This window comes from uncultured Sphingobacterium sp. (assembly GCF_964277905.1).
In the GTDB taxonomy this organism is placed as follows: Bacteria; Bacteroidota; Bacteroidia; order Sphingobacteriales; family Sphingobacteriaceae; genus Sphingobacterium; species Sphingobacterium siyangense.
In genome coordinates this window covers 75,882-89,663 of record NZ_CAXYKD010000045.1, presented here as the reverse complement: position 1 = coordinate 89,663, position 13,782 = coordinate 75,882, and the positions used below count along the sequence as shown (strand labels likewise).

The following is a 13,782-nucleotide window of genomic DNA, read 5'->3' as shown; positions in this document are numbered from 1 at the left end:
TGTTATAGAATTAACATTTTATAACATTATTTTTTAAACGATTAGCTGTACGATACTGTTCTATTAATAAACAACGAAAGGAAAATAATTACGAGCGAATTAAGATGGAAAGGCCGTTGGAACGAAATCAAAGGTAAGGTAAAACAACAATATGCAGATCTTACTGATGATGATTTATTATATGCCGAGGGCAAAGAAGACGAGTTGGTTGGTAAACTTCAAAAGAAGACCGGTAAAACACAAGATGAGGTAAATAAGTGGTTAAATGATTTGTAGGTTTAGTATTGTGTGATAAGAAAGCGGATAACAGCATTGTTATCCGCTTTTTTGATTTAAGAACATATCAACCGATGATGCTTTTAAGTATTTTGAATTCTTATTACGTTGGACAGATTATTTTGATTCCAAGTCCACGATGGAGAAATTGCTTTTTTATTTTTTGTTAAAATTGAAACGGCGAGCAATGCTAAATCCCCAACGGAATTGTCCCTTACCCCAGGAGCTATTTGTTTCGCTAATAAACTGAGATTCTTGTATTGCGGTTGCATTGGTAAAATTGAGATGGAAGATATGTCCTCCGGTATCCATTTCCAAACCGACACCTAATGCATCATAATAACGCTGTCCGCTTACATCTTCACGGTATTTTTTGTTCGACGGCTTTCGGAAAGGTAATGTATAGTCTGCTACTAATGCGATCCTATTGCTGACCTTGGCCCGCCCGCCAATACCAAGAGCAAATACATCATTCTGATCGTTAAAAGCTGTATAGTTCCGGTGAAGAAAGGTCGGGACCACAACGAGCGATAGATTTGAGCTAAATTTACGGGCAATGATGAGCTGCGTCACATAACTCAATCGATCATTGAAGTCTTCAAAGCTTGCTGCCGAAGACTTATCGGAGCTGGCTTCCATAGCAGATAAGGTTGTACTTCCAAAAAAAGCAACGGAAACAGGTACATTATTATCGACCGTTTGTTCGATAAACCGGTATTTCACATTACCCTCAAAGAGTTGTCTAACTTCTGTTGCGCCTTTCGCGCGGGCGATTCCAATGTTTAGATTATCTAATAGACCGTAGTCAAAACCGATTCGGATGTCGGTCGAATTATCGAGACCGAAGAAATTTTTCCCTCCACCGGCACTGCCTGCTATATCGCCAAAACGGTGATCTACTCTAAAGTCCATTTCATGTCGGTGAATTGTTTCTGTCGTCTTAAGGTTGATCAGGTTACCGGATTTAAAGGTTGCAGTGACTTTTTCATTTTTAACCCCATCGATATGGATTAATTTATCAAGGTCTTCCTGAGCAAATAACTTTGTGGAAATAAAGCACAGGAGTATAAATAGCGTTTTTCTCATTTGCAATGAATTCGAGTAATTATGGTTTGTAGGTCGCATCAACGGTGATTTTTACTACTTCAGCAATTTTTTTTCCGACGATGGAAGGAATAGAAATTTTGTGATCGGCGAGTTTTACCTGAAAACTTGTAACAGCTTTTAATGTCCCATCTTTAACAATAAATGCAGCCTTGGTGCTGTAAGGTTTGGTAACCCCATGGATCTGAAGTGTGCCCGTTACGTTCAGCGTATAGTTGCCGTCCTTTGTTAATTTGTCTGCATTTTCGACTTTACCTTTAAATTCTGATAGGGGATACCGATCACTTTCCATGTAATTTTCATTGAAATGCTCTTGCATGAGCTTTTTGTCAAATTGAAAAGATGTATTTTTTACCCGAAAGATGATATCTCCGCTTTGGAGGTTCATCGCTGAAGCGCCTAAGATACTTTTGGCTTCAATGTCTTCCAATGGTGCATTACTGAAAAAGGTGATGCTGGTCTCTTTTGAAACAAGGGAAGCCTTTTGTTGCGCAAATGTCTTCATACTAATGAGCATCATGAAGAGCGCTATATAAACGTTGATTTTGTTCATAGGTATAACATTAATTTTCAGGTGAATTTCTCTTAATCCATGCATCCAGCAGTTCTATTTCTTTTGCTGTGAGTGAGCCGCCCAGTGGCATGGATTTGGTCACCAGTACTGCATTGTTGATCTTTGCAATATTGTCTTTGACTGAGGTATAACCATCGAACGTCCATCGTCCACTAGCCGAACGTCCTGCTGCGTGGCATGAACTACATTTCGTTTCAAAGAGTGCTTTAGAAAAATTCGTATAGGACACATTCTGGACTGTCACCGTTTCAGTTCCGTTATCTGGATTGGTCGTAAGTTCTTGTGCTTGTTTTTTGGTACAGGCCGAGAACAAGAGAACCGTTAAGGTCAAGAGTGAAATAACAAAGTAACGATGTGCACCGAGGCAAGGATTTGTCGTTTTTAGATTTTGTTCCATAAGTTTGAATCGTTAGTCTTGACTTAGTTAGCAGAAGCAACGGCTGTGTTGTCATTTATGATTGGCCAAACACCAACGCGTGGGAAACTTATTCCTTTATTGTCTCCGCGTTGTATATCCTGGCCGAAGTAATATAAGGGCCATCCTTTGAAAGTTAATTGTTTCTTTCCATAGACGGTAATGACAGCGATGTCAGCTGTGCGAACAAGTGAAGGCAGAGCTCCCGTCTCTTTTTGAAAGATAGGCCAGGTCGCATCATTACTGAAATCTGCAGCAGTATAATTGTTTTTGTTGAATTTGTCGGGTTTAAAGGCATACAGCGTTCTGCCCTTATCATCTGTCAGATAAATTGTTTTTCCGGTTCCTTCGGTATAGTCACCTAAATAGTTTTTAGTATCGTGTCCAATAAGTTGTGCATTGGCCACCATAAGTAAATAATCTGGTTTGGCCACATACCATATTTTATTGACAGCATCTCCTTTCACCTGACCAGATTGACTATCGCCTGCATAGTAGTAAAGAGGCCAGCCTTTATAAGTACTTTGTTTGGAACCATCTTCACGTGTTATTTCACCGAGCAGGCTTTTGTCAATTTTCAGGTCTGTACTTGTTTCGCTGCTGTAATAAACCGGCCAAGTTGCTATACAATTACCGCTGCAGGTCGAAGTTCCCTTTGTATCATTCGAAAAGAAATAGAGTGTTTTACCGTCGGCATCGGTCAGAATATTGCCAAATTGTGTATTGGCCGACATTTGCACGCCCTTGTTTTTATTTTCGACATTGCCAGGCTCACCATCGCTTTTTGAACATGCAGAAAACATCGCTAAGGCCAATAGACCACCTATAAAGGTTAATTTAACTTGTTTTTGGTTTGATTTCATAATTGTATGTTTTAAAATAATGTCTTGATATTACGATCAGGTCAGTGTAAAGGTTGCTTTGAAATTGGGCTGAAAAAAAATATTTTTTGCAGGCAACCTTTTCGATTATCTACTCGTAATAGACTTAATACTATATTTATCAAAAGAAAGAAGCAATAGCGAGTGGCGATAACAGAAGTTGACGAAAAATCTATCCATATTATTAAAGGATGTATTGATGAGGACCGCAGGGCTCAGAAAGATCTTTATACCATCTACTACGCTATGTCTTTAGGGATATGTCTGCGTTACGCTAATCACAGAGAGGATGCCATAAGTATTTTAAATGAAGGCTTTTTCAAGGTTTTTAAAAATATCAGTAAATATGATTTTCAGAAGCCTTTTTCTATATGGATCAAAAAAATCATGACAAATACTGCAATTGATTTTTATCGAGCAAAGATTAAACAGGGCATTTTGGTAGATGTATCCATGTATGAGCATACCATTGTTGAAGATGATAGCATCAGTCAAAAGTTAAACTATGAAGATTTATTGGCGATGGTGCAGCAGCTTCCACCTGCCTACAGGACAGTGTTCAATCTCTACGCGATCGATGGTTATGGACACGAAGAAATTAGTGGCATGTTGGGTATTGCCATTGGAACATCAAAATCTAATCTGCATAAGGCACGCGGTCGACTGGCAGAAATGGTGGAAGTTCAAGGGGTAAAATTTGGTAAAACGGAAGAGAAAAGATGATGGAAAAGGATAAGAACAAGATTGATGAGTTATTTAAGGAGGGCCTAAGTGATACTAACTTTGACTTTGATGAATCACATTGGCAAGATATAGCATCGCGGTTAGACAATGAAAGACGTTCAAAGAGACGCAAGATAGTCGTTTTAATGACTTGGGCAGCCACGTTGGCAGCAGTTTTAACGGTCTTTTTTATTTGGAATAGCGCGTTATTTAGATCGAATCATTTACAAAGTGAAATAAATGAGGCCGGTATTTCGCCGAAAAAAGAGGTTCCGGAGAGCAAAACTGTTCAACCTAAGGAAAATTCGCTAGATGAAGTCAAACAGGATGAGAGTTGGACTGCATTTCAGCCGATCAAACGTACGAATCGTACATTACAGATTTTAAATGAAACCATCGTCCTGAAGGATATTCGTTTGGGAAAGATAACCAATGCATATCCGATAGGCATGCAAGAAAGAAAACTGAATGCTGCATTTACAATTCCACGCATGGACTATAACAATCAGAGATTGCCTCATTTCAACTTAAGAGAAGAACCAGTTGAAGGGCTAGGGGAGCGTCTGGCAGCCATCTATCAGCCTAAAGAAGGTATCGGATCCGAAGGACAGGAAAGAGAACGATCGGTTGTAAGTTTCTTGGCGGGACCAGATCTCACAAGCGTGCGTGGAGCAGGCAAATCCTCACTTAGTGAGAATATCGGTTTGGCTTATTCTTATCCCCTCACAAAAGGATTAAGTGTGTCTGTGGGAGCCACCTATGCTAAAAAGAATTATAAGTCAGCTTATAAATTTTATGCGCCATCAAATCCGCCGGAAATGACGCAATTGCCAAGCAATGTGAGCGCTGTATGTGATGTTATTGATGTACCATTGACAGCAAGTTATACGGTATTGAAAAGTAAAAAAGTGAAGTTTAATGTTAGCGCAGGACTTTCGAGTTATTTTATGCTAAAGGAAAAATACACTTTTGATTATGAAAACGGAGGTAGCTACGGTGGATCTCAGAAAAGTGCCGTCTATGAAGTGAATGGAGAGAACCAGCATATCTTCGGTGTTGCCGATTTTTCGATCTCCATTGAGAAGAAAATCAATGACAAAATTAACATCGGTGTAAAACCTTTTGTTAAAATGCCATTGACAGGGATAGGCTACGGAAATGTGGACCTGGAATCTAAAGGCGTTGCGTTTACCTTGGGAATGAGTTTGTAATTCCGATATATTCCCTCGAAGATGATCAGTTAAACCTATGTTTAGCGAGCTTGTACTGTGTTACTAGCCTGTTTGCCCCCCCCCGAAAAAAATTGGTATCTGATCTTTCTGATCAGGCAAATAAGTACGTTTCTTTTTTACTGTATATCGTCATTCACTTCAAAATGCGCAGCACATTAAACTTCTATTACATTTTAATGTGCTGTACGTATGTGAACAATTCGGTTAATAACTGTTCGCATACGTACATTTCGTTTTTTGAAGAAGAGTTTAGATCGCCCATAATGGGCTTTAAAAGGCATAAATGAACCTTGGGCCAACTGGTATGGTCTTTGGCATGGAGCTATTAAAATTGATCGTATGTTCTTTATGCATTTTGAAGTTTACTTTTTCATTTCAGTCATTCAGCGACTTTTGCTGGTTATTGATCTAAAATCCGTGGGCAACAAGCATTTGGAGCGATAGTTTTGAGTCAACAGATAAGCAAGGTAAAAAAAAACAAAAAAAAGATAGTATGAAAACTCTTGTAAAAACATTCACAGTAGCAGCTTTAATGGCCGTATCAACGTTTGCTATGGCAGCTGAAGGACCGGGTTCAAAATCAAACCCAGTCAGCGTTAATCTATCAACCGCAGACTTTGCGCTAGAGCACTATGTCGCCGTGATCACTGAAGGTGAGTCGGCTGGAATAGAACAGTTGTTTGCTGAAGACTTTAATCTAAAGGTACAAACGGGCACCTTAAAGTCATATAGCCGCTATGAAGTGGTTAAATCCTTGAAAAAGCAAAAAAATATCCACCTGAATTGTGCGGTTAGCACTGATGTAGTTGAACAGTCTACAGATTATATGGTGGCCAGGGTTATTTTGAAATTTGAAAATTTCACCAAAACCGATCTTGTTACCTTAGTGCGTGAAGCTAAAGACTGGAGAGTATCCAAATCGATCAATTCCTATAAATAGAACCTCATAATTTGGGAGCCAGCTTAGTTATACCAAAAGCTGATCCCTAGTGAATAACATGTTTATAAATTTAGTTTAGAAGCCACGTCGGGAGATGTGGCTTTTTTTGTCTGCCGAAACCAGAATATCCTTTAACAAGGTCAAAAAGCCTAAATTGACGAATTTACCCCTTAAAATAAGAAGATTCTACCCCCCTTCCTCTGTAACGTTTTTGATAATATTGCAAGTGTCAATATGACGTTTTATTGTGTTGACGATGTTAAATAACCAAGAGTGTTTGCCTGATTAGATGAATACCCTCTCCAAATCATATAAAAAATAGGTGGAGGGAAAGTAAGTTGGCTAAAACTCAAAAACAGCTAAATAACCAAGTTTAATTATGATGAATTTACCAATCAAAAGTGGATTGTTTGATCCTTGAATTCCTAACGGAACGCAATATTGCTACCTCATATTGCCATGTTACTCTTCATCAAAATATTATTTAATCACTAAACAGTTTTACTTATGAAAAGGAAAATCGAATTAACACAGCGCTGGCTTTGTTGTATCTGCTTTTTACTTTTAAGCTTACAGCAGACTTATGCACAGTCAATAACTGTACGGGGCCAGGTTACCGAAAATAACAGGCCACTTGCTGGAGTGACCGTTAAAAATATCGGTTCCACAATGCAGGCGCAGACAGATACACAAGGGAAATATACACTCAGTGCTGCGACAGTCACGGCATTAGAATTTACCTTTCTAGGCTATGCGAAACAGCGCTTTGAATTTAGTCAGCTTAAACAGATCAGCCAAGGGAACTACGAGCTTAACGTGCAGTTTTATGCTTCCGAAGGAGATGTTTTGGATGAAGTGGTGGTCGTTGGTTTTGGCTCGCAGAAAAAAACAAACCTGACTGGTTCTGTTGCGGTGGTAGATGCCAAGCAGCTGGAAAATAGACCTGTAAGAAATGCTATCCAGGCACTGCAAGGACTGGCCCCCGGCCTAAATATTTCCCAAAATTCGGGATCGATGGAAACCAATCCATCTATTAATATCCGGGGTACAGGTACAATCGGAACATCTTCTTCAGCACCATTGGTCCTAATTGACGGTTCTGAAGGATCTTTGGCGGCATTAAATCCACAAGATATCGAAAGTGTGTCTGTATTGAAAGATGCCGGTGCTGCTTCAATCTATGGTTCTAGAGCCGCTTTTGGGGTTATTTTGGTCACCACAAAATCAGGAAAGGCTGGCCGAACTGCGGTAAATTATAATAATAGCTTTCGTATGAACGCACCGACATTGATGCCTAAGATGATGGACTCTTACACTTTTGCTCAATATTTCAATCAGGCCGAAGTCAACGCAGGCGGTTCACCGCATTTCTCCGCGGAGCATCTACAGCGCATCTTGGATTATCAAAACGGAAGCCTGAAAAATTCGACCATTGTCGATCCGAATAATAAGTTGTATTGGGCTGAAGGATATGCCTATGGTAACGACAATAACGATTGGTTCGACGTCATGTACCGGGATCAGGCTTTTGCCCAGGAGCACAACCTAAGTCTCAATGGTGGAACCGAAAAAACAACCTATTACCTTTCTGGCAATTTTATGAAGCAACAAGGATTGATGGCCTTCAATACAGACCATTACGACCGTTACTCTGTTGCGGCTAAAATCAATTCTAAAGTATCTGACATCTTTCAGGTAAATTACAACGCTAGGTTGGTACGTGAAGACTACGACCGTCCTGCAGCATTGACCAATAGTTTTTATGATGATTTAGGAAGACAGGGCTGGCCAACGCTGCCACTTTATGATCCGAATGGATACTTGTTCAGTTCTCCTTCACCTGCACTTGCCATGAAAGAAGGCGGACAGGATAAATCCAGTAAGGATTACATTTATCAACAGTTACAACTGATCCTTGAACCAATTAAAGGATGGCGTACAACCGGTAATTTTAACTATAGGACCACAACTCAATTTCGTCACTGGGATTCGCAGCGTCTTTACAATCATGACGTGAATGGTGATCCTTATTTGTATAAAAACTCTTCAAACGTCTACGAATTTGGTTTAAAGGAAAACTATTATAATATCAATATCTTTTCTGATTACGATAAAAGCTGGGGCGACCATCATTTTAAAGTTATGGTCGGTGGTCAGATTGAACACACAGCCTATCGCAATCTCGGTGTGCAACGTGACGGAATCATTATCCCGGATCAACCGGTATTGAATCTGACTTCCGGCACAGATATCAATGGAAAAGCAGTAGTACCTTCTGTATCTGGCGAATATCAAAAATGGGCAACAGCGGGTTTCTTCGGCCGATTGAATTACAATTATGCTGAAAAATATCTATTGGAAGCTAATCTGCGTTATGACGGTTCATCACGTTTCCGTAGCGATAGCCGCTGGGGCTGGTTTCCTTCAGTTTCTGCAGGATGGAACATCGCCAAAGAAAACTTCCTTGTAGAGTCGGCACCATTTATTAATATGCTGAAATTAAGAGCTTCCTACGGAGAGCTAGGCAATCAAAATACCGATGTCTGGTATCCGACTTATGTCACCCAACCAACGGGGACAGCCAATGGTGCTTGGCTGATCAATAATGCGCGACCAAATTCTGCATCGGCTCCAGGCCTCGTAAGTGCTTTATTGACCTGGGAATCTATCAATACGAAGAACTTAGGCGTCGATTTCGCCTTTTTAAATAGCCGCCTTTCTGGGTCTTTTGAGGTCTTCGAACGGAAAACATTTAATATGGTCGGCCCAGCTCCGCAGTTGCCAAATACATTAGGAACAACAGTTCCTCAAACAAACAACACCGACTTAAAAACAAGAGGATTTGAGGCTACCCTGGGCTGGAATGACCGTACTGCCAGTGGTTTTGCATATGGAGCAAAGTTCCTATTGTCTGATTATACCACAACAGTAACACGCTATCCTAACGCAATAGGGTCATTATCAAACTATCGTGAAGGTCAAAAGCTGGGTGAAATATGGGGGTATCAAACCCTTGGTATTGCCAAGACAGAAGAGCAAATGAGCCAGCATTTGGCGAGCTTGCCCAATGGTGGACAAAATGCATTAGGAACACAATGGGGGGCAGGAGATATCATGTATGCTGATCTTAATGGAGACGGAAAAATAGATGGTGGCAGTAATACAGAGGCCGATCCAGGTGATCGTCGTGTGATTGGAAACAGCACACCGCGTTACTCCTTTGGATTGAATCTGAATGCGGACTACAAAAATTTTGACTTTAGCATTTTCATGCAAGGCGTCATGAAACGCGATTATTGGCAAGGGGGCTACTATTTTTGGGGAGCAACTTCAAAATGGTGGTCAACGGGCTTGGTCGATCATCTTGATTATTTCCGTACTGCAGATAATCCCCTGGGTGAAAATATTGAAGCATATTACGCACGTCCTGTTTTTGGTACTGCTAAAAACCAGCAGACGCAGACGCGCTTTTTGCAGAATGCAGCCTACATCCGCATAAAAAATATTCAGCTGGGCTATACCTTGCCGAAAGAAACAACAAAACGTTTCGGTGTAGAACGTTTGCGTGTATACGTTTCCGGAGAAAATATCTGGACCGGCTCAAGTGTAGCGGGAATGTTTGATCCCGAAACTATTGATGGCGGAAGCAACGGAACCGTTTACCCATTGACTAAAGTCTGGTCTGCAGGTTTAAGTGTTACATTTTAAGTCGATTCATTATGAAATTCAATAGTACTATTTTTAGATTGATGCAATTAGGCCTTGTCGCTTTGGTAGGTCTAGCTTCCTGCAATAAATATTTGGATATTGCACCCCCTTCCTCCATTATACCTGAAGCTTATCTGGATGAGGAGTCCCAACTTGCTGCTTATACCGTAAATCAATATGCTGGACTATTTCCTTCGCACGGCAACTGGTCATTTGGTACTTTCGGCATAGACGGAAATACAGACAATATGGCTATTCCAACACTCGATAACAAATTTATTCCAGGCCAATGGCGCGTAGGATCGAATGGCGGCGACTGGGATTTTTCAAGTATTTATCAGATGAATTATTTTATAAATACGGTGGTTCCCAAATGGAAAGAAAATCGTATTCTCGGAAACTCAAGTAATATATCACATTATATCGGTGAAGCCTATTTTTTACGGGCCTACGTTTACTTTGGGAAATTGCAGGCCTTGGGTGATTTTCCTATTATTCGCAATGTCATGTCGGATAAGGACAAGAATATTTTGGTAGAAGCAAGTAAGCGTTCGCCAAGAAATGAAGTCGCTCGTTTTATTCTTTCTGACTTGGATTCGGCTATTACCTTGCTGAACCAAAGTTCGCCTGACGGCAAGAAGCAGCGGATCTCAAAAAATGTTGCGCAACTGTTCAAATCCCGAGTGGCTTTGTATGAGGGTACATGGCTCAAATACTTCAGTGGAACAGCATTTGTCCCTAAAGGACCAAATTGGCCGGGTGCTGCAAAATCATACAATAGCAATTATGCATTCCCGACTGGAAGTATTGCCGGAGAGATCGACTACTTTTTAACGCAGGCCATGGAATCGGCTTCTGCTGTTGCTGACAATATTCAACTGGAAAATAATACCGGAATTATAGAATCTGCCAACAACGAGAATCCTTACTTCAGCATGTTTGGCGCAGTAGATATGTCGGGTTATGGTGAAGTATTGCTGTGGCGTCAATATAATCAAAGCCTGGTGACACATAATGTGCCTGTGTATGCTCAACGTGGAAATTATGCGGTTGGTTTGACACGCGGCCTTGTCGAAAGCTTCCTGATGTCCAATGGACTGCCTATTTACGCTTCGGGCAGCGGTTATGCTGGCGATGATTACATCGCAGATGTTCGAAAGAATCGCGATGGTCGTTTACAATTGTTTTTAAAAGAACCTGGCCAAAAGAATGTATTGGTCAATATTGGACAGGGTACGCACTACACGCTCATAGAGCCCACTCCGACTGTATACGATACCGATTGGGAACGACGTTACACAACAGGTTATACAATTCGTAAAGGCATTTCATACGACGGTTTACAAACGCTCAACGGTCAGGGATTTACGGGGAGCATCACCTTCCGAGCCACCGAGGCCTACCTCAATTATATGGAGGCCTGTTATGAAAAGAATCAAAATTTAGATACGAAGGCACAGGCCTATTGGCGCGCACTGCGTACGCGGGCTAAGGTCGATCCTGATTTCAATGCGACCATTGCGGCAACGCAAATGGATAAAGAAAAGAAAGACTGGGGCGCGTATTCTGCAGGACAGTTTATATCACCAACATTGTACAATATACGTCGCGAACGCAGAAGTGAGCTTATGGCTGAAGGTCTGCGTTGGATGGATCTCAAGCGTTGGCGGGCTATGGATCAACTGATTACAACAGCAGACCATTTTGAAGGTTTTAAACTTTGGGGACCGATGAAAGATTGGTATACACCCGAACAATTGATTTATGGTGCTACCAATGACAAATCTGTCGTTTCAGATCCCGCACGGAGTGAATACCTCAGACCATTGGAGATCCGAAGCAATGCCCTGTCTTATACCGGTGTAAAATTTGCCATGGCGCATTACCTCGCACCCATTGCCACAGAGCATTTCCAGTTGGCTTCGGATGACGGAACGGCAGAAAACTCTGTTATTTATCAAAATCCAGGATGGTCACTTATCAGTGGAACTGCCCCAACTGGACTTTAGAAAATATGAAAATGGATATGTGTCATCTCATTATTACACAAATACGAATATATCCCTCTTTTTGACTCAATATCCCCCTTGATCACGCAGAAAAAGGGGGATATTTTTGTTTACTGATCATCAAGAGCTGTTAGCTCAAAGAAACTTAAACTAAATCATGAAAAAACTTTTATCTGTCTGTCTTAGTTTGCTGTCAAGTTGTTTTGCCGCATATAGTCAAGAGCCCATCCCACCACAGTATAAATTGGTATGGTCGGATGAGTTTGATTATAATGGTGCACCCGACACGACTAAATGGAATTACGAAGAAGGTTTCAAACGTAACCGGGAAGAGCAGTGGTATCAAAAGGAAAACGCTTCTTGTCGTAATGGCCTGTTGGTTATTGAAGCAAAAAAAGAACAACGTAATCATCCGGGTTTTATTCAGGGCAGTCATGATTGGATTGCCGGCCGTAAGAAGATAACCTATACTTCGGCTTCGATAAATACTTTGGGCAAGCAGAGCTGGAAATACGGTATTTTTGAAATCCGGGCACGTATCCCTGTTGGAGATGGGCTTTGGCCTGCATTCTGGACGTTAGGCACCACCAAAGAATGGCCATCCAATGGTGAAATAGATATCATGGAATATTACCGCGGCAATATATTGGCTAATATCGCAACCGGTACTGACCAACGCTGGAAAGCACATTGGTTTGGTAAGACGAAAGCAGTCAAGGATCTTGGCGGAAAGGCTTGGGCAGATCAGTTCCATACCTGGCGAATGATTTGGGATGAAGACGCTATTACGCTTTATGTGGACGATATGGAAATGCTTCACGTTCCTATGGATCAATTGGTCAATCGGGATGGTACCGGATTCAATCCATTTACCCAACCGCATTATCTCCTGTTAAATTTGGCCCTCGGCGGAATAAATGGCGGCACGATAGCTGATAAATTACTTCCTGCAAAATATGAAATTGATTATGTCCGGGTTTATCAAAAAAAGGAGCATGCAGAGATGCGTAGTTTTACGCCAGGGGAAATATGGAAAGACCAATCCGGTCATGTGATCAATGCGCATGGCGGCGGCGTACTTCATCAAAATGGAAAATATTATTGGTATGGTGAGAAACGTGGCGGAACTACGTCCCAGGGAGTCAATGTGTACTCATCCAATGATTTGTATAACTGGAAGTTTGAAGGATTGGCTCTCACACCTAGCACAGATTCTACAAGCGATATTGCTTGGGGCTGTATTATGGAGCGGCCAAAGGTTATCTATCAAGAACAGCTGAAGAAATATGTGATGTGGTTCCATCTTGAGTTGAAAGGGCAAGGCTATGCAGCAGCCAGGGCCGCCGTTGCTACCAGTGACTCTCCGCTTGGGCCGTTTCAGTTTGTCCATAGCTTCCGGCCAAATAACAATATGTCACGCGATATGGGTTTATTTGTAGACACTGATGGCAAGGCTTACCAAATCTATTCATCGGACGAAAACTATGCCTTACGCCTGGTTCAATTAACCGATGATTACCTGCATGTGACAGCGAAAGATTCCTTACTCTTCCGGAATCATAGGGAAGCCCCGGCTTTATTCAAGTACAAAGATAAGTATTATCTGATCACCAGTGGATGCACTGGCTGGGATCCAAATCGTGCAGAACTCCATGTTGCTACAGATCTTTTTGGCCCTTGGAAATCCCTTGGTGATCCAATGCAAGGACCGAATTCGGCTTTGACTTATGGTGGCCAATCGACATTTATCCTTCCTGTCGCAGGAAAAAAGGATTCCTTTATCTTTATGGCCGACCGCTGGAATCCCAAAGATCTTATGGATAGCAGATATATCTGGCTACCGGTTGATCTCCAGAATGAAAAAGTACAGATAAATTGGAAGAATCAGTGGGATTTAAGTGTATTTCATTAGTTCGATCA

The 13,782-nt window shown here is 41.3% G+C and carries 11 protein-coding genes; 7 read left to right on the top strand and 4 right to left on the bottom strand.

Translation table 11 applies throughout. From position 1 onward, the window contains the following. Nucleotides 1-87: 87 nt before the first annotated feature. Nucleotides 88-276, top strand: a complete 189-nt coding sequence (locus ACHWSC_RS20605) for a CsbD family protein (protein WP_394678099.1) — start codon at nucleotides 88-90, stop codon at nucleotides 274-276. 156 nt (nucleotides 277-432) lie between these two features. Here the strand turns inward: ACHWSC_RS20605 and ACHWSC_RS20600 are convergent, their stop codons facing one another. From ACHWSC_RS20600 to ACHWSC_RS20585, 4 genes are read right to left on the bottom strand one after another with little or no spacing between them, the layout of a single operon-like run. Next, the gene (locus tag ACHWSC_RS20600; protein WP_394678009.1) at nucleotides 433-1,362 is read right to left on the bottom strand and encodes a DUF5777 family beta-barrel protein; all 930 of its coding nucleotides are present in this window, start codon (nucleotides 1,360-1,362) and stop codon (nucleotides 433-435) included. A 19-nt stretch (nucleotides 1,363-1,381) separates the two neighbouring features. Beyond that, on the bottom strand, nucleotides 1,382-1,933 hold the full coding sequence (locus ACHWSC_RS20595) for a YceI family protein (protein ID WP_394678008.1): 552 nt from the start codon (nucleotides 1,931-1,933) through the stop codon (nucleotides 1,382-1,384). A gap of 10 nt (nucleotides 1,934-1,943) precedes the next feature. Beyond that, the gene (locus tag ACHWSC_RS20590; protein ID WP_394678007.1) at nucleotides 1,944-2,351 is read right to left on the bottom strand and encodes a c-type cytochrome; all 408 of its coding nucleotides are present in this window, start codon (nucleotides 2,349-2,351) and stop codon (nucleotides 1,944-1,946) included. A gap of 23 nt (nucleotides 2,352-2,374) precedes the next feature. Next, entirely contained in the window at nucleotides 2,375-3,232 is an 858-nt protein-coding gene (locus tag ACHWSC_RS20585; RefSeq protein WP_394678006.1) for a hypothetical protein, read from the bottom strand. Between the two features lie 162 nt (nucleotides 3,233-3,394). Between ACHWSC_RS20585 and ACHWSC_RS20580 the strand changes: the two genes are divergently transcribed. From ACHWSC_RS20580 to ACHWSC_RS20555, 6 genes are all read left to right on the top strand, one after another. Beyond that, nucleotides 3,395-3,973 carry an RNA polymerase sigma factor gene (locus tag ACHWSC_RS20580; protein ID WP_120335478.1) on the top strand — a complete coding sequence of 193 codons (579 nt, stop codon included), beginning with the start codon at nucleotides 3,395-3,397 and terminating at the stop codon, nucleotides 3,971-3,973. Next, complete coding sequence (locus tag ACHWSC_RS20575; protein ID WP_394678005.1) at nucleotides 3,970-5,184, top strand: outer membrane beta-barrel protein; 1,215 nt, start codon at nucleotides 3,970-3,972, stop codon at nucleotides 5,182-5,184. The genes ACHWSC_RS20580 and ACHWSC_RS20575 overlap by 4 nt, the downstream gene beginning before the upstream one ends. Before the next feature lie 514 nt (nucleotides 5,185-5,698). Continuing rightward, nucleotides 5,699-6,145 carry a nuclear transport factor 2 family protein gene (locus ACHWSC_RS20570; protein ID WP_394678004.1) on the top strand — a complete coding sequence of 149 codons (447 nt, stop codon included), beginning with the start codon at nucleotides 5,699-5,701 and terminating at the stop codon, nucleotides 6,143-6,145. A gap of 507 nt (nucleotides 6,146-6,652) precedes the next feature. Then, nucleotides 6,653-9,853, top strand: a complete 3,201-nt coding sequence (locus ACHWSC_RS20565; RefSeq protein WP_394678003.1) for a SusC/RagA family TonB-linked outer membrane protein — start codon at nucleotides 6,653-6,655, stop codon at nucleotides 9,851-9,853. Nucleotides 9,854-9,864: 11 nt separating this feature from the next. Further along, the gene (locus tag ACHWSC_RS20560) at nucleotides 9,865-11,862 is read left to right on the top strand and encodes a RagB/SusD family nutrient uptake outer membrane protein (RefSeq protein ID WP_394678002.1); all 1,998 of its coding nucleotides are present in this window, start codon (nucleotides 9,865-9,867) and stop codon (nucleotides 11,860-11,862) included. 157 nt (nucleotides 11,863-12,019) lie between these two features. Beyond that, the gene (locus ACHWSC_RS20555; RefSeq protein WP_394678001.1) at nucleotides 12,020-13,774 is read left to right on the top strand and encodes a family 43 glycosylhydrolase; all 1,755 of its coding nucleotides are present in this window, start codon (nucleotides 12,020-12,022) and stop codon (nucleotides 13,772-13,774) included. The last annotated feature ends 8 nt before the right edge of the window (nucleotides 13,775-13,782 follow it).